Origin of the sequence: Nocardia mangyaensis (assembly GCF_001886715.1) — a bacterium.
GTDB lineage: Bacteria > Actinomycetota > Actinomycetes > Mycobacteriales > Mycobacteriaceae > Nocardia > Nocardia mangyaensis.
The window spans coordinates 1,595,052-1,611,329 of sequence record NZ_CP018082.1 but is presented as its reverse complement, the minus strand read 5'-3'; the positions used below and the strand labels follow the sequence as shown (position 1 = coordinate 1,611,329).

Below are 16,278 nucleotides of genomic sequence, written 5' to 3'. Positions count from 1 at the left end.
GTTTCAGGCGCTGCGGCGCTTGGACATGTCGATCACCGGCGCCAGATCACCGGAATCGGTGTCGGCACTCTCGGTGGGACCGGTGAACTTGTTGAGCCCCAGCAGCGGCCGGATCCGGGACAGTTCGGCGTCGTCGAGCGGGGACACCCGCCCGAAGCGGGCCCGCCCGCCCGCGACCTGGACCACGTCGCCCTTCTGCATTGCGCGCAACTTGTTCGGCGGGACCAGGAACTGGTCGCCGGACTGCACGTTGCCCTCGTCACCGGCGGCGTTGCCGCTGATCAACTTCCGCGACAGCTCGAACTTGGGGCGGGTGCCGTAGATCTTGGCCAGGGTCTCCGGATCGGTGGACCGGCCCAGCAGCGAACCACCCGAAGCCGCCGACACCAGCGCGGTGCGGTTGTCGTCGTCGTGGCCCAGGCCCTGCCAGGACTGCGCGATCCACCACGACCCGATCCCGGCCTTACGCAGGCGCTCGACCCACTTCACCGCGCGGGTCTTGCCGTCCGACACCGCGGAGAACTCGTCGACCACCATCAGCGACGTGCGGCCGTGCTGCTTGTCAGCAAGCTGCTCGAACATCGTTCCCAGCGCACCGAACTGGCTACGCGCCCGGTCGGGGGTCTTCACACCCTCCAACACGATGTAGATGACATCGAAGTCGGTCAGCTCCTTGTCGCCGTCGAACGCCGACCCGAGGGACCGGTACAGGTTCGCGAACTCGGCGCGCGCGGAGTTGATGACCGGCTGCTTGCCGTCGATCGTCGACGCGATCTCCATGTCGATCCCGGGCACGCCCGGCCACGGGCTCGCCCCGGCCTCGCCGCCCCAGAGCTTCGAGAGCACCTCGACGTTGAACCGCGACAGGAAATCCAGCCAGCTACGCGGCGGGTTCGACCCGATCGGGGTCGGGGTGCCGTCGATCAGCTCGACCCGCGCCGGAGCATCCACGATCAGGTGGATCAGGGTCTCGCGGATCTCGTGGAAGTAGCGCTCGGTGTCGGTGGTCGGCGTCGAGCCGCCCGAGATCATCGCCGACAGGATCGACCGCAGATCCTGCACGATCTCCTTCTGCACCTCGGCGGGCTTGGTGCCGAAGTCGGCCTGGGGCCACATGCCCAGCGACACATCGTCGGGGAAGGTGCCGAACCGCTCCGGACGCACGCCCAGGGCGGTGAACCACGTGCGCATCCGGACCGCGACCTTGCGGCTCTCGGGGCCACCGTTGCAGTCGACGATGATCACCAGCGGGCGACCGGGCCGATCAGCACGCCACCACTGCCGATGCCGGGTCCAGGTCGTCACGAACCAGGACACGAGCACGCGCAGCATCAGCGTCGTCTTGCCCGAACCGCTGGAGGCCACGGTGGTCATGTGCTCGGCCACATTGATCCAGGGCAGCAACAACCGGGTCTCGGTGCGGCCCAACAGCATCCGCCACAAGCTCTTGGGCGGTGCCTGGTCGGTCTGCGAGGACAGGCGCCCGATCACCAGCTGCGGGCTCCAGTAGCCACTGGTGAAGGGCAGACGCCGCCGCGACAGGCGCGCCGCGGCACGCTGCTCGCGCTGCGCCTGGGCCCACAGTGCCCGCTCGGTGCGTGCCGGGGACTTGAGTCCGACCGTGGCCAGCTGCACCCGCCGGTTGGTGTGCGCGATCGTCGCGGTCATCCACGCGACCGGCACCAGGATCACGGCCATGCCCAAGAGGCCGGCCGCGTACTGGCCGTCCATGAACTGACGGCTGGCTTCGGTCGCCATCGTGCCCGGCGCCAGCACATCCCACGCCCACAACGCGGCCGCACCCGGCATCGCCAACAGCGACCCGATCATCCAGTTACGCAGCTTGGTCGGCTGCCACGCCAGCGCGGTCGCCGGGACCAGGATCATCGCCACCATCACCAGCACCGCCACCACACACGCCGCCATCAGCAACGCGCCATCGGCGACACCGTCGAGGGAGATCTCACTCAGGTTCGGGATCCAGCCGATCGGGTCGGTGTCCAGGCCGACCGGCGGCATCGTCGGCTCGACGTGGATCTCCGGCGAGTTCGCCGGGGTCGGCTGGGCGGACAGGACCGGCGTCGGCGCGTACGGCGCGCAATCAGCCGGGGTGATCATCGGGGTGCAGCTCATTGCGACACCGCCTTTCCATTCTCGGTTCGGTCTGTGACCTGGGTGTTTTCGTGATCAGCGGCGCCGCCCGCGATCACCCGGAGCCCGGGTCGCAGGTCGGGAGAGGACGAATCGGCCTTCTGCTTGGCCAGAAACCCGTCCAGATCCACCAGCCGCAGCCGCGGCCCGCTGTCGGTGTCCATGCCGTTCGCGGCGGTCCGGATCACCGTCTTGACCGCCTCACCGCGGCAGTAGTAGGTCAGGCCCACGCACTCGGCCGACTGAGCGGCCCGCACCGCCTGGAACACCGCGCTACGCGCCGCGGCAATGCTTTTCGGGGTCAGCTCGACCTCGACCGCCCACAGATCCCCAGCGGAGTTGTAGAAGCGGCCGTCGTGAATGTGCGGGCGAGGCTGCCCCGCCTTCACCATCCCGACATCGGCGCGCAGCGTGCGCTCCGAGATCCACCGGTCCAGGTCCATCCCGGTCAGCGCCAGCCGCAGCTGGAACACGGCCTTGGTGTGCGCGGCCATCTTCGGCGTGGGCACCCAGTAGCGCACCGGCCGATCCAGCAGCGCCTCGGCCGTCGACTTCGTCGGGAAGATCCACGCCGGACCGAGCACCGGCCGCGGTCGCCGGTCGCTGATCATCCCGGCCGCCGACCACTTCGCCACGATGCGATAGGTCCGGGAACTGCTCACGCCCAGCATCTCGCCAACCACATCCATTGGGGCGCCGTACATCTCGGCCAGGATCGTGAGACCGGCCATATCGCGCGGTGAGAGCCGAAAGCTCATCTCTCCATCCCTTCTCGATCGGTAGTTCGTGCCAGCGCCGCGGCCACGGCATTGCCCGAGGGCGAGTAGCTCGCGAGCGCACTGGTCGGCGCTGTCCATGCCGGTCCGGGATCTCCGGTGCTCGGCTCGTCGAACTCGGCGCGGTCCACGCCTCGGCGTTCTGCCGCCCGGAGCTGGTGCTCGCGGGTGGCCTTCGCCAGCGCCTGGAGCTGTGCCTCGCTCGGCTGGCGCTTCGGCGCGGCCTTCTCGACGTCGAAAAGGTGCGCCACCAGCGGTTCCTTGCGACTGCCACGCGAGCGGACGATCCGGCCAGCAATGTCCTGGCCGTTCGGGCGCAAACCCTCAGCAGCCAACTGGCGCCGGGTCCGCAAATGCGCTGGCGCGGTCCGCCACTCGTAGGTCGGAATCGGCTCACTCATCGCGGCACCTGCTCGACCGGTCGACGTTCTACGTGCACGCAATCGGTGCGCTCGACCTCGTGCGCCCGGCAGATGTTCGGCGACTCGACATAGGACTGCTGGTCAACCCACGCGACCGAGCAGCCGACCATCCCTACGACCACCAACGCCGCCAGCGCGAGCAACCGCAAACCCGCGGGCAGATGGTTCAGCGGGGCGTATACCGCGCCGACACCGGCGAACTCCGGACCGCCCATCGACTGCAGAGCACTGCGACCGACCTGGTCACGATCGTCGATCCGGCTGCGGTACCGCGGGGCGCCATTCCCCTGCCCGTTCATCGCTCGACGCCGTCCCGGTCGGCGTTGCGTGTGATCGCATCCGCAATCGCGTTACCGGACACGCGTTCGGTCTGCGCGCGGTCCGGACGCGGGTACACGCGAATCTTCGATGCGCTGTCGCGGGTGTGCCCAAGCCAGTCAGCGAAGCTCTCTGCCGGACCGACTGCGTAGCCGAGGCCCCGCGCGGTCGACTCGACGTTCACGCTGCCGAACGTGCGCGGAATCCAGTCACGTTCCGGGTCGATTTCGTCGAATCGGTCCGCGTACGGCTCCAACGCTGCGTAGCGGGCCTGCAACGCGACCGTGCGCCTCTGCAAGATCGCCTGCGCCGCGATGATCGAATCCAGCTCGTCCAGCAGATCTTCCGGGTCGTAGAACGGCTCCTGGCCGTGCTCGGTGCTCATCGCCGGACCCCCGACCGCTTGGACGACCGCCACAGCCACACGGCGCCGACGAGCATGAGGATGAATCCGAGGGCATCCGGCGCGATCAGCGCCAGAGATCCAATCGACAGCAGCGCGACCGCGGTCGCGAATGTCCGGGCCCGCATTACGCCGCCCTCCGAGCCGAACGGCCCAGCAGCGCAGCGAGCTTGGCTCGTGCCTGCGGAGACATCGGGGGCGCCTGGGCAACGATCTCGTCCAGGTAGTCGCACACGTCCGGCGCCAACGTCACAGTGCGCGGGGTACGGCGACCGTCATCCGCGTTGACACTTGCGGCGCACGCGGCTGCCTGCGATCGCGCGGCGAATGCTGGACCACCGGCCTTGCGCTGATGACGAACCGGCGCGCTCATTTGGCACCGTCCTCGGCCAGCGGGCGAGTGAGCGCCAGCACCTGGTTGCGGTCGACCTTGATCAGCCGCGGGCCGACCTGGAACGCCTGGAGCAGACCCGACTTGGTCCACCGACGAACGGTGGTCGGGTGCACGCCGCCTGCGAGCAGGCCAGCATCTCGCAGCCCGATCAGATCGGGAGTCGTCCTCGAACTGTCCCCTGTGTGCATCTCTGCAACTCCTTCTGCTTGTGCGGTCTGTGTATACACACGAGCGTATACGCAGATGCGTATACGCTCAAGCGCTGCGTATACGCAACCTGCTCGAAGCAGCAAAAAACCCTGATCAGCGGACCGATCAGGGCTCTTGACAAGGGCGCCGGGAAACCCGGCCTTGGATCACTCTCGGCTCAGCGCCATCCGGAACGAGTAGGCGCGATAGCGACCGGGAATGTAGGACACATCGGAGATCATGAGCAGCCGATCACCCGCGGTGAGGTACCGCTGCTTGACCGTCATGATCGGTTCGCCAACCGGCACGCCGAGCCAATCCGCGTGGGTACCGGCGGGCGCCCGCTCCGATAGCTCCTCCTCGAGGAAATCGGCTTCCGGCGGAGACTGCCCCGGCAGATGGAAGGTGTCGGAGATCGAAATCGGTCGCCCGCCCTCCGTCGCGCGAGTGATCACGTGAACCAGCGTCGCGCCGACCTCGAGACCGAATGTCTCGGCGAGCTCCTGGTCGGCCGCGATCTCGCGAATCTCGCGATCGACCACCACCTCGTCGCCGCCGGCGGATTCGGTGTTGTAGGTCGTCTCCGGGCTCTCCATCTGACGCTCGGGCGAGATCCTGGTGTCGTCGGACTGCGCAAGGACCAGCGTCCCGCGGCGTTCGACCGTCTTCACCAGCCCCCACCGCCGAAGCTGACCGATCGCCTTCCGAGCAACGATCTCCGACACCCCGTTCTCGCGCGCGATCTCCGCCAGGCTGGGTAGCCACACGTTCGGGGGTATCACCCCCTTCCGGATGTCCGCGGCGTACTTGTTCGCGATCACCACATACTTCGGCTCCGACATCGGCACCCCTCTCGGTCCACGTCCACAGGCAAACCGCCTGCGTATACGCAGAGAATGTACCTCCGATAAGACGACACACCGATACCCCCGGTGCGCGGGCCGCGTCATACGCCGTCAGCGCAACTGCCAATATTGGGCGGCGTCGTCCAGGTTCCACCAGGACACAAACGAGTCGTCTGTCGACTCGAGACTCCACCCGGCGGCCAGCTCGTCGAAGAACTCGTCGCTCCCGGTCTTGCCGCCTTTCGGCTCACCGATGACGATCAGCCGCTCACCACCGGCCTCGGCGTAGTCCCACAACGTCCGCGCCGACATCGAGTCTCCCCAACCGGGCGGCCAGCACAGGAACAGCACCCGCTCACCGAGGCGCTGCGACTCCCACGCCTGCTCGAGCTCCGCCAGCCCCGCAACCCGGTGCCACGCCGCCCGCCTCCCCGGCGCGTTCGGGAACGACGGATTCGCCGCATCCGCCGGCGGCTCGGAGTCGAATGCGAGGACGTCCACGCCGCGGGCCGCCAGCATCGCCGCCCAGTACCCGCGCCCAGCGCCGACTTCACACACCCCATGGTCACCGGCGATGCGGGCGACCCAGTCGAGCGTCCCGGGCGACGGCACCGCGTACGCGTACGTCTCCTGCAGGACGGTCTGCGCGTAGCCGAGTCGAGCACTTCCGGTCACACCGTCGCCGGGAATCCGGCGCTGCCCATCCGCACCAGCGCCGACGAGCGGTTCCACGACGTCCCAGTATGGATTCGCGCTCTCACCTCCGGCCAGAAAGTTCAGCATCCGCAGGTCGAGCAGCCGCTCCTGCTCGGGATCGGCGCCACCCGCCAGGCTGGCCGCGGTATCCAGATACTCAGCGACCTTCGGATACTCGGCCTGCAACCTCCCCTCATCCGCGAGAAGCGTGGCCAGTTGGTCGCGACGATCCGGGGACAGCGTGAAGGCAGTCATCCAACTATTATGCCCACACGATCATATTCTTGTGCCCAAGTTGAGGGCAACCAGGCTACACCCGCGAACAAAGGATGAGCATAGTTGAGTTCAATTACCTTCCGATAGTCGAAAACCCCTGAAGCCAGCAAAAAGATTAGCCCATCCCGTATGAAATCAACATATCCTCAAGCGAACTCAAGCCCTTCAAATCGTCAAATCGTTTCGCGTTCGTGAAGGCAAGGGCCGCGCCGATATGAGTCGTATCGGCATACTGACCGAAGGAACCCCACCATGCCATTACACGAGCAACATTTGGATAATTTTCTCGGATATAATTCTTCAGATTTTCAACACAGGAATCGTCAACTTTATCCAAGAACTCGAAGAATTCACCGACCGCAGGCCAGTCCACCCCGTCAAGTGACTTGCCGACACCTTCAAAATATCCACGAATAGCTTCAACGGCGTCCGATTTAGAGTTAAAAACAAATACGAATCGCTCTTCGTTATAGGGGTGGGATATAAATATACTTGGATCCACACCCATGCCGATCAGAGATTTGAGTCGATCCGAATGCTCGACAACTTCGTCGCTTGTCAATCCAACGCAGGCCCAAGCAGGACGATCCTTGAGAAATAAGTCGATGTAGCTCTTGAACCGCAGAGTTCGGTCTACACGTACGAGGTTTAATGCCGACAGGTGGTCGATCCACCAGGTGCCGACCGGTAAGCTGCCTGACAGAATGCTTGCATAAGAAGCCTCAAGCGTTTCCAGCGCAACTTCCGGGGTAGACGCGTTTGCCGTCGTTGTTCCGACAAACCAAAGAGCAGTTAGCCCAGCTAGGGCTTCATCATCTACCAGATCGACAACCTCGATGGCGCGAACTACAGCAGCTTTGGCGACATTTGCATTGCTAACAGCACGCTCGACAAGGAGGTTGGCAAGCACGTCATAGTCAGTTTCACGATCGGACTGCGCCGCGCTTATCTGCGCCTTTTGAAATGCCGAGAGAAAGGACGGCTCGCCAAATATGTCCAATAGCTCCAGCGCGGTCAGTTTCGCTATTATTTTACGGTCAGCATGTTGAATCCGACTACTCGCCTTCACCTCAGCTTCGGCCGTGAACTTCTCCCGGATAGCGATTTCCGCCTGAATGCGAGCGATTTCCGTTGCGCGAGACTCCGTTATTCCGACAGTCTGATTCTCAATGTATACCTGGTTTGAATTGTCACCCGCCTTTTGACTACCCTTGCTAAGCATCGCGAGAACTAATATTTCCACCGCCAGTCATGTTCTGGTTCGCATTATCCCGGGCCTTTTGGCTTTGCCGGACGGTTCGGATGCCTATCCGATAACCGGTCACGCCAGCAGTGCCGCCTCCGACAAGGAGCCCAACAAGGAAAGTTCCAATACCATCGAAAAACCAATCCACCCCATGCCTCCGAATCATTCAAGTGACGTCGCCCACAAAGCCTACCCTGGACGGCCCCGCTTTCGACGACAAACACCTCTCAATCCGCGCACATCCGATCAACGAGCAACTTCCGGCCCTGACCACTCAACTAACGGAGTTGCGAAGCTTAAGAGCCCACCGCAAGTCGCTCCTCTCGAATCGCTCGGCGCAGCGGACAGCACTGGCTTGGAGCGACTTCGCGGCCCCATCGCTACTTTGGGATACGCGCCCTATACCGTAATCCGCTGCGGAACTCGACCTGATCACCATCCTCGATCACTCCACTCCGCGAGATGTGGACGCTCTGCGCCTAGAGTTGTGTCGTCGCCGTGGCCGGGGTAGACCAACGTGTCATCCGGGTAGCGGTCAAAGATCTTGCTGGTCACGTCGCCGAACAGGGTTCCGAAGTCGCTCGGATTTGTTGTCCGCCCAAGACCCCCCGGAAATAGCGAGTCACCGGTGAAGAGGTGGGTGTGGCCGGTGGTGTCGGTGAGGGCCAGCGCGAGGGAGCCGGGGGTGTGGCCGCGCAGGTGGATGACTTCGAGGGTGAGGTCGCCGACGTCGATCGTGTCGCCGTCGGTGAGGAGGCGGTCGGGGGTGACCGGGAGGGGGTCCGCGTCCAGGGGGTGGGCCGCGGTGGGGACGCCGAGTGACTTCGTGACCTCGGTCAGGGCCTGCCAGTGGTCGGGGTGCTGGTGAGTGGTGACGATCAGTTCGACCTGGCCGGGGGTTTCCTGGGTGGTCAGTTCGAGGATGCGGGCGGCGTCGTTGGCGGCGTCGATCAGGACCGTGGCGCCGGTGGCGGTGCTCTGCACCAGGTAGGTGTTGTTGTCCATCGGGCCGACCGACATCTTGGTGATGCGGGCGCCGGGGACGTCGCGCTGCTGCGCGCCCGTGCCGGGGGTGAGGTGACCGGTGTAGCGGCGATCGACTGAGACCATGCGCCGATCGTAGGAGCAGGCGCCGACACTCGCGGACTCGCCGTACGGCCCGTGCGCCCATTAGATTCGACCCATGCCGCAGTCGAGGAAGAGTCCGGCCCGACGATCAGTTCCGGTGCGCGCACTGGCTGGTCTGATCGGCATCGTTTTCGCCGCACTGAGTCTGCTGTGCGCGCCGGGCGCCGCGGCCGAACCGCCCGCGCGGATGGGTCCGCAGGTGGTCGACTCCGCGGACGTGCTCAGCGGCGCCGACGAGGCCAGGGTGACCGAGGCTGTCGATGCGCTCTACCGCGACCACCAGGTGAAACTGTGGGTCAACTACGTGCGTGACTTCGACGGGATGGCGCCGCGCGACTGGGCCGCCCGCACCGCCGACCTCTCCGGCTTCAGCGACCGCGATCTGCTGCTCGTGGTGGCGGTGGAGGATCGCGGCTACTGGCTGCACGGCGAGCTGCCGACGGAGGTCAGCGAGGCAGAGCTGGATTCGCTGCTGGCCCGCGAGGTGGAACCCGCACTGCGGGACGAGCAGTGGGCGCAGGCCGGGGTCGAGACCGCCGAGGGCCTCGGCGCGGCGATCCGCGGTGGCGGGGTGTCGCTCGGGGTGTTGGCGCTGCTCGCGCTGGCGGTCGTCGTGGTGGCGGGCGGGCTGATCCTGTTCTCCCGCCGTCGCCGCCGTGGTCGGGAGCGCGCCGAGCTGATCAGCGCGCGCGAGATCGATCCGACCGATTCGGCGGCGCTGGCCGCGCTCTCGCTGCCGACCCTGCACGAGCTCTCGCGCGAGCGCCTCGTCGAGATCGATGACGCCGTGCGCACCAGCACCGAGGAATTGGCCTTGGCCACCGGCGAATTCGGGGAGACCGCGGTGACCCCGTTCCGCACCGCCCTCGACGCCGCCCGTGCGGCCACCGCCAAGGCGTTCACGATTCGTCAGCAACTCGACGACGACATCCCCGAAACCCCCGACCAGCAGCGGGCCATGCTGCTCGATCTGATCACCACCGCGGGCAAGGCCGATCGCGAACTCGATTCGCAGGTGGCCGATTTCGACGCCATGCGCGATCTGCTCATCGACGCGCCCGCCCGGCTGAACGGGCTCACCCAGGCCGTCGTCGAGCTGACCGCGCGCACGCCGGCCTCCGAGGCCGAACTGGCGCGGCTGAGTTCGGCCTATCCGACGTCGGTCATCGCCCCGGTGCGCGACAACGTGCAGATGGCGCGCGAACGAATCAGCTTCGCCGAGAGCAATATCGACACCGCGCGGGCCGCGCTCACCCAGCCGGTCGGGCGGCAAGGCGGTGCGGTGGCGGCCATCCGCGCGGCCGAGGGCGCGATCGGTCAGGCCCGCGCCCTGCTCGACGCGGTCGACCAGGCCGCGACCAATATTCAGCAGGCCCGAGACGGACTGCCCGCCGCCATCGAGGAACTGCGCTCCGACCTCGGCGTCGCCGCCGGCCTCACCGAATTCGGCGGGCCCGAGCTCAGCGCGGCCGTCACCACGGCCACCGACGCCGTGAACTCGGCGTCCGCCGCGGCCGAGACCGATCCGCTGGGCGCCTTCCATGAGGCGGTCAACGCCGATGCCGATCTCGATCGGGCGATCGCGGCGGCCTCGGATCGCAAACTCGCGGTCGAGGATCTGCGGCGCCGACTCGATCGCACGCTCACCGACGCGGCCGGGCGGATCGACGCGGCGTCGTCGTTCATCAGCACCCGCCGCGGTGGGGTCGACGCCGAGGCGCGTACCCGGCTCTCGGAAGCACAGCGCCATCTCGACGAGGCGCGCGGACTCGGCGGCGCCGATCCGCAGCGTGCGCTCAGCGGCGCGCAGACCGCCGCTGATCTCGGCGGGCGGGCGATGCAGCAGGCGCAGGCGAGTGTGCGGGCGTGGGAGAGCCAGCAGCGGCGGCCGGTCGCGGGCAATGCCCAGACCGGCGCGGTGCTCGGCGGTATTCTGCTCGACAGTTTCCTGCGCGGTTCGATGAGCGGTGGATCTCGGCGCAGCAGTGGTGGGGGTGGTTACCGGGCGGGCTCCTTCGGCGGGTCATCGGGATCGCGGCGGGTCAGCCGGGGTGGTCGCTTCTGAGCGCTTGACCCTCACACCGTGTGAGGCCGTACACCGGAGGGCGTCATGTTCAGTATCGGAGATTTCGCCAGACACGGTCAGGTGTCGGTACGCATGCTGCGTCACTACGACGCGGTGGGGCTGCTGCACCCGGCCCGGGTCGACCCGGCCACCGGCTACCGGTTCTACACCGCGGCACAGCTGGCCCGGCTCAACCGGATCGTCGCGCTCAAAGAGCTCGGGTTCACCTTGGAACAGGTGGGCCGGATGCTCGAACCAGGGCCCGATGTGGTCGCCCTGCGCGGCATGCTCGCGTTGCGCCGGGCCGAGCTGGAACAGCGCATCGCGGACGACCGTGCGCGGTTGACCGAGGTCGAGGCGAGACTCCGCATCATAGAAAAGGAGGGCGTCATGCCCGATCAGGATGTCGTGATCAAGTCGCTGCCCGCGGTCAGAGTGGCCGAATCGACCGGGGTGGCAGCGGGGTTCGAACCCTCGGCGATCAGCCCGGTGATCCGGCCGCTGTTCGAAGGGCTGTTCTCACGACTCGAGCAAGCCGGAATCGCGATCGTCGGGCCCGGAACCGCCTACTACGAGCCACGCGAGGACGGATCGGTGGAGGTCCACGCGTGCGTCCCGGTGAAGGCGGAACCTGATGCGGCGCCGGAGTTCTCGATCGTCGACCTGCCCGCGCTGGAGAAAGTGGCGACCACCGTCCATCACGGCAGCGTCGCCGAGATCGGTGCGGCGTGGCAGGCGCTGGGCCGCTGGGTGGAGGACAACGGATATCGCACCGGCGCCCCGGTCCGCGAGGTCACCCTGGAGTGGACGCCCGACCCCGACGGATGGGTCACCGAGCTTCAGGAGCCCCTCGCCCCGAGGTGACCGGCACCGGGCGGACAAGTCGGGCGCACGACCTGGACTCTGCGGTCGTGCGCCCGCACGGTGATGGAGTTCGTCCGTGAGCGCCGACGCTCGCCGCGATCGATGCTCACGGACCCCGTGCTGAGGCGGCGTGGAGCTCACCGCGGCGCACCCACGGGGCCACCCCGAGTGGTGCCGTAGCGCGACGGGAATCCGGCCGTTGGCACCGAACGCCACCATCGGGCGACGCCGACATCCGTCAAGCGGTCGCGACCTCGTGATCTGTGCGCTGCCAGTCGAGTTCGGCAGCGATCGCGGACAGCAGGTCGGTGGTTCGACTGCCGCCCCCCAGCCGGGCCAGCGTGAGTGTCCCCCAGTAGGTGTAGACGAGGATGGTGACCGCAGCGGAGGCGCCTGCCGACGGGCGGGGATGGGCGGCGAGGTAGACGATCTCGTAGTCGTCGAGAAGCACGCCGGTCGGGGCGCGGAAGGCAGGGACGGTGCCGGTGTTGGTGAGGGCGATGTGACCCGCGGTGGAGTGGATTCGGTTGGGGCCGAAGATGTCCGGGAAATGCAGGGCGGACTGTTCGATGACGCCGGTGGTGAGGTCGTCGTGCAGGCTGGTGCCGATCTTGCGGGCCAGGCCGACGAGGTTTTCGGTGTCGGCGCGGTCCGCGGTGAAGGCGGCGAGACCGATGAGGTTGGTGCCTGCTTCCGCCGCGACCGGCGGGTCCAGACGCCTGCGCAGGTCGACCGGGTAGACACAGCCGACCCGGTCGGCGCCGGTCAGCGTGACGAGGGCTCGCAGCACCGCGGCGGTGACCAGCCCGTTGACGCTCACCGCGTGCGTGCGCGCCTGCTCGACCACACGCGCGGTCTCGGTCGGGTCGAGCCGGATCCGGTCGGGTCGAGCCAGCGCGGGTGGAGCCGGTTCGCCCGGTTCGGCGACCGGTGTCTCGTCGGCGACGACCAGCGGACGGGTCACCGACTCCAGTCCCGAACGCGGCCCGCGGACGACCCCGCGCCGGGCCAGCAACGCTTCCAACGACTCCGGGTACGCCCGCGCACCCGCCGCGATGGTCCCGGTCTCCACGTGGTCGGTGTAGTAGCCCCACAGCCGGGCGAGCAGTTCCACGCAGTGCGCGGCGTCGGCGATGCTGTGGTGCACGAACAACGTGACCCGCGCCCGATCCTCTTCGGCGAGAACCACGTCCAGGTAGCCGAGCTGCGCGTTGGGCGCCATGGATTCGGCCGGGATCCTGACCTCGTCGGGGTCGTCGAAACTCACCCACGCGCCCACGGGCTCGATGTGACCGGGGCGCAACAGGATTCCGTTACCCTCGGCGTCCTCGACGATCCGGCACACCAGAATCGGAAAGGCTCGCTGCAACGCCGCGAACGCCGCCCCGAGCGCTGCCGCGTCGAGTTCACCGCGCACCGTCACCGAGCGTCCGGTGAAGGTTGCGTGCCGCACGAATCGCTGCTCCGACGGAGCCAGCACCCGCACGACGTCTTCCGGTTCCCACAGCACAACGGAAAGAGTGAGGCACACACCTCCCCGACGCAAACCGTCAGGTACGCCCTGTGATCACCTGTACCCCGGACCCCGTCGATCAAGATCAACAGGCTTTGGTGGCGTTCGCTACTCGGCCGATACTCACACCAGAGCCTGGTGATCAACCGTCCAACGCGAGAAGCCCGCACCTGGTGGGGTGCGGGCTTCTCGGGTGTGGTTCCTACGCTCCGAGGAGGCGGGTGGCGAGGTAGGACTCGACCTGGTCGAGGGCGATGCGTTCCTGAGCCATCGAGTCGCGTTCGCGGACCGTCACGGCCTGGTCGTCGATGGTGTCGAAGTCGACGGTGATGCAGAACGGGGTGCCGATCTCGTCCTGGCGACGGTAGCGGCGGCCGATGGCGCCCGCGTCGTCGAAGTCGATGTTCCAGTTGCGGCGAAGCTGGGCGGCGAGGTCCTTGGCCTTGGGGGTCAGGTCGGCATTGCGCGACAGTGGCAGGACCGCGGCCTTGACCGGCGCGAGGCGACGATCGAGGCGAAGGACCGTACGCACGTCGACGCCGCCCTTGGCGTTGGGGGCCTCGTCCTCGGCGTAGGCGTCGACCAGGAACGCCATCAGCGAACGGGTCAGGCCGGCCGCGGGCTCGATGACGTAGGGGACGTAGCGCTCACCCGAGGCCTGATCGAAGAAGCTCAGGTCGGTGCCGGAATGCTTCGAGTGCGTCTTCAGGTCGTAGTCGGTGCGATTGGCGATGCCTTCGAGCTCGCCCCATTCGCTGCCCTGGAACCGGAAGCGGTACTCGATGTCGGTGGTGCCCGCCGAGTAGTGCGACAGCTTTTCCTGCGGGTGCTCGAACAGGCGCAGGTTCTCGGGATCGATGCCGAGGTCGGTGTACCAGGCCAGGCGGGTGTCGATCCAGTACTTGTGCCACTCGGCGTCCTCGCCGGGCTTGACGAAGAACTCCATCTCCATCTGCTCGAACTCCCGCGTGCGGAAGATGAAGTTGCCCGGCGTGATCTCGTTGCGGAAGCTCTTGCCGATCTGGGCGATACCGAACGGCGGCTTCTTGCGCGCGGTGGTCTCGACGTTCTTGTAGTTGACGAAGATGCCCTGTGCGGTCTCGGGGCGCAGGTAGTGCAGGCCCTCTTCGTCGTCGACCGGGCCGAGGAAGGTCTTGAGCAGGCCGGAGAAGTTCTTCGGCTCGGTCCACTTGCCGGGCTGGCCGGTCTCGGGATCGTTGATGTCGGCCAGGCCGTTGGCGGGCGGGCGGCCGTGCTTCTCCTCGTAGGCCTCCAGGAGATGATCGGCGCGGTAGCGCTTGTGGGTGTGCAGCGATTCGACCAGCGGATCGGAGAAGGTCTCGACGTGGCCGGAGGCCTCCCAGACCTGACGCGGCAGGATCACCGAGGAGTCCAGGCCGACGACATCCTCACGGCTGGTGACCATGGTGCGCCACCACTGCCGCTTGATGTTCTCCTTCAGCTCGACGCCCAGCGGACCGTAGTCCCACGCCGACTTGGTGCCTCCGTAGATCTCACCGCACGGGTAGACCAGACCCCGGCGCTTGGCGAGGTTGGCAACGGTGTCCACCTTCGACTTGGGTGCCACGCGAGATTTCTCCATCCACTGCGAGTCGGAATTGCCGGTATCCCGCCCGGTGCTCCGGATCGACATACCGTACGTATCGGGTCCAGCGTATCGGGAGGTGTCCAGCGAGATTGCAGCAGCCGACCGTCTCCCGCCCGGCGCGTCATTTGACATGCGCACCCTTGCATATCAAAATGGAATCTGTTTCCATTAAGGAGTTGGCTCATGACCACCGAGGCCGCGCCCGCGCACTCACACAATCCGTACCACTCCCCCGCCCCCGCCGCCGTGCCCGCACGCCAGGTGCTCGAGGACGCGGGTGAGCTGTTGCGGGCCCTGGCCGCGCCGGTGCGGATCGCGATCGTGCTGCAATTGCGCGAGTCGCCGCGCTGCGTGCACGAGCTGGTCGACGCGCTCGGGGTCACCCAGCCGCTGGTGAGCCAGCACCTGCGCATTCTCAAATCGGCGGGGGTCGTCCATGGCGAACGTTCGGGCCGCGAGGTCCTCTACGAACTCGTCGACGACCATCTGGCGCACATCGTCGTCGATGCCGTCGCCCACGCCGAAGAAGGGTAAACCGTTGACTGACAATTTCTCCGGCAAGCAGGTCGGCGTGCGGAGCACCCGCCAGCGCAGTGCGATCTCGGCCCTGCTCGGCGATATCGACGAGTTCCGCTCGGCTCAGGAACTACACGACGAACTGCGCAAACGCGGCGAGGGCATCGGCCTGACCACCGTGTATCGCACGCTGCAGTCGCTGGTCGACGCGGGCATGGTCGACGTCTTGCGCACCGACTCCGGCGAATCGGTCTACCGGCAGTGTTCGAGCGGCCACCACCACCACCTGGTCTGCCGGCACTGTGGTCGCACCGTCGAGGTCGAAGGCCCCACAGTCGAGGCGTGGGCCGAGTCCATCGCGGGCGAATACGGCTTCACCGAGGTGAGTCACACCCTCGAGATCTTCGGCACCTGCCGTGACTGCGCGCACGCCCGCACCGAGTCGTCGGAGGACGTGCCCGCCCCGGTTCGATAGCGACTCACATCACAGAGCGGAAATCTCGCTTCGCCTGCCCCGTCCAACCTTCACGAAGAGGACCTCGGCAGCGAAGAAGGGGAATTCGTGAGTGCGACGCTGGGTGTCGAGCCCGAGCAGTTGACGGTCATGGCCAGGATGTGGCGCCAGGCGGGGGACGAGGTCGGCGGGCTGGCCTGGTCGACGATGTCCGAGGCGACCGGCGACGGCAGCGAGGTACTCGCCGCCGTGCGCGCACTCACCGATCCGGCCCAGCGCGGCCTCGCCCGTCTTCTCGGGATCGGAATGGGTCACCCCGCCGTCGAGTGCTACCGCACCGAGCGCGCGGTTCTTCTGGTCCAGTACACAGGAGGTTTTCCAGCTCAACCTGCACGGCGGGTTGGATGAGATCG

General features: G+C 66.8%; 18 protein-coding genes. 5 read left to right on the top strand and 13 right to left on the bottom strand.

Annotation, left to right across the window (positions count from 1 at the left end):
* Positions 1-3: 3 nt before the first annotated feature.
* The 11 genes from BOX37_RS07315 to BOX37_RS07280 all read right to left on the bottom strand — a co-directional run bounded on the left by BOX37_RS07315 (position 4) and on the right by BOX37_RS07280 (position 8,826).
* On the bottom strand, positions 4-2,133 hold the full coding sequence (locus BOX37_RS07315; protein ID WP_071926980.1) for a type IV secretory system conjugative DNA transfer family protein: 2,130 nt from the start codon (positions 2,131-2,133) through the stop codon (positions 4-6).
* Positions 2,130-2,909 carry a hypothetical protein gene (locus BOX37_RS07310; RefSeq protein WP_156910306.1) on the bottom strand — a complete coding sequence of 260 codons (780 nt, stop codon included), beginning with the start codon at positions 2,907-2,909 and terminating at the stop codon, positions 2,130-2,132. The genes BOX37_RS07315 and BOX37_RS07310 overlap by 4 nt, the downstream gene beginning before the upstream one ends.
* Positions 2,906-3,328 carry an RRQRL motif-containing zinc-binding protein gene (locus BOX37_RS07305; protein ID WP_071926978.1) on the bottom strand — a complete coding sequence of 141 codons (423 nt, stop codon included), beginning with the start codon at positions 3,326-3,328 and terminating at the stop codon, positions 2,906-2,908. Before BOX37_RS07305 ends, BOX37_RS07310 begins: the two co-directional genes overlap by 4 nt.
* Positions 3,325-3,648, bottom strand: coding sequence for a hypothetical protein (locus BOX37_RS07300; RefSeq protein WP_071926977.1), 324 nt, complete (start codon positions 3,646-3,648; stop codon positions 3,325-3,327). The genes BOX37_RS07305 and BOX37_RS07300 overlap by 4 nt, the downstream gene beginning before the upstream one ends.
* The gene (locus BOX37_RS07295) at positions 3,645-4,052 is read right to left on the bottom strand and encodes a hypothetical protein (RefSeq protein ID WP_071926976.1); all 408 of its coding nucleotides are present in this window, start codon (positions 4,050-4,052) and stop codon (positions 3,645-3,647) included. The genes BOX37_RS07300 and BOX37_RS07295 overlap by 4 nt, the downstream gene beginning before the upstream one ends.
* A complete protein-coding gene (locus BOX37_RS33755; RefSeq protein WP_156910305.1) occupies positions 4,049-4,198 on the bottom strand; it encodes a hypothetical protein in 150 nt (49 codons plus the stop codon). Before BOX37_RS33755 ends, BOX37_RS07295 begins: the two co-directional genes overlap by 4 nt.
* A gap of 241 nt (positions 4,199-4,439) precedes the next feature.
* Positions 4,440-4,652 carry a MerR family transcriptional regulator gene (locus BOX37_RS33750; RefSeq protein ID WP_156910304.1) on the bottom strand — a complete coding sequence of 71 codons (213 nt, stop codon included), beginning with the start codon at positions 4,650-4,652 and terminating at the stop codon, positions 4,440-4,442.
* 168 nt (positions 4,653-4,820) lie between these two features.
* Positions 4,821-5,495, bottom strand: a complete 675-nt coding sequence (locus BOX37_RS07290) for a GntR family transcriptional regulator (RefSeq protein ID WP_071926975.1) — start codon at positions 5,493-5,495, stop codon at positions 4,821-4,823.
* Between the two features lie 114 nt (positions 5,496-5,609).
* Complete coding sequence (locus BOX37_RS07285; protein ID WP_071926974.1) at positions 5,610-6,449, bottom strand: hypothetical protein; 840 nt, start codon at positions 6,447-6,449, stop codon at positions 5,610-5,612.
* 136 nt (positions 6,450-6,585) lie between these two features.
* Positions 6,586-7,692, bottom strand: coding sequence for an LPO_1073/Vpar_1526 family protein (locus BOX37_RS33745; protein WP_156910303.1), 1,107 nt, complete (start codon positions 7,690-7,692; stop codon positions 6,586-6,588).
* Positions 7,693-8,148: 456 nt separating this feature from the next.
* Positions 8,149-8,826: an MBL fold metallo-hydrolase gene (locus BOX37_RS07280; RefSeq protein WP_071926973.1), complete on the bottom strand. Its 678-nt coding sequence runs from the start codon at positions 8,824-8,826 to the stop codon at positions 8,149-8,151.
* Between the two features lie 115 nt (positions 8,827-8,941).
* On the opposite strand from BOX37_RS07280, the gene BOX37_RS07275 reads away from it, so the two are divergent.
* Both BOX37_RS07275 and BOX37_RS07270 read left to right on the top strand, forming a co-directional pair.
* Positions 8,942-10,909 carry a TPM domain-containing protein gene (locus BOX37_RS07275; RefSeq protein WP_084759469.1) on the top strand — a complete coding sequence of 656 codons (1,968 nt, stop codon included), beginning with the start codon at positions 8,942-8,944 and terminating at the stop codon, positions 10,907-10,909.
* Between the two features lie 45 nt (positions 10,910-10,954).
* Positions 10,955-11,773 (top strand): MerR family transcriptional regulator, encoded by an 819-nt coding sequence (locus BOX37_RS07270; protein ID WP_071926971.1) that lies wholly within the window; start codon positions 10,955-10,957, stop codon positions 11,771-11,773.
* 238 nt (positions 11,774-12,011) lie between these two features.
* On the opposite strand, the gene BOX37_RS07265 is transcribed toward BOX37_RS07270, so the two are convergent.
* Together BOX37_RS07265 and BOX37_RS07260 are read right to left on the bottom strand one after the other, a co-directional pair.
* On the bottom strand, positions 12,012-13,283 hold the full coding sequence (locus BOX37_RS07265) for a phthiocerol/phthiodiolone dimycocerosyl transferase family protein (protein WP_084759468.1): 1,272 nt from the start codon (positions 13,281-13,283) through the stop codon (positions 12,012-12,014).
* 205 nt (positions 13,284-13,488) lie between these two features.
* Positions 13,489-14,889, bottom strand: a complete 1,401-nt coding sequence (locus tag BOX37_RS07260; RefSeq protein ID WP_206045780.1) for a glycine--tRNA ligase — start codon at positions 14,887-14,889, stop codon at positions 13,489-13,491.
* Positions 14,890-15,078: 189 nt separating this feature from the next.
* On the opposite strand from BOX37_RS07260, the gene BOX37_RS07255 reads away from it, so the two are divergent.
* The 3 genes from BOX37_RS07255 (at position 15,079) to BOX37_RS33740 (ending at position 16,273) form a co-directional block, all read left to right on the top strand.
* Entirely contained in the window at positions 15,079-15,429 is a 351-nt protein-coding gene (locus BOX37_RS07255; RefSeq protein WP_071926970.1) for an ArsR/SmtB family transcription factor, read from the top strand.
* Positions 15,430-15,433: 4 nt separating this feature from the next.
* On the top strand, positions 15,434-15,886 hold the full coding sequence (locus tag BOX37_RS07250; RefSeq protein WP_071926969.1) for a Fur family transcriptional regulator: 453 nt from the start codon (positions 15,434-15,436) through the stop codon (positions 15,884-15,886).
* A gap of 87 nt (positions 15,887-15,973) precedes the next feature.
* Positions 15,974-16,273 carry a hypothetical protein gene (locus tag BOX37_RS33740; RefSeq protein WP_156910301.1) on the top strand — a complete coding sequence of 100 codons (300 nt, stop codon included), beginning with the start codon at positions 15,974-15,976 and terminating at the stop codon, positions 16,271-16,273.
* The last annotated feature ends 5 nt before the right edge of the window (positions 16,274-16,278 follow it).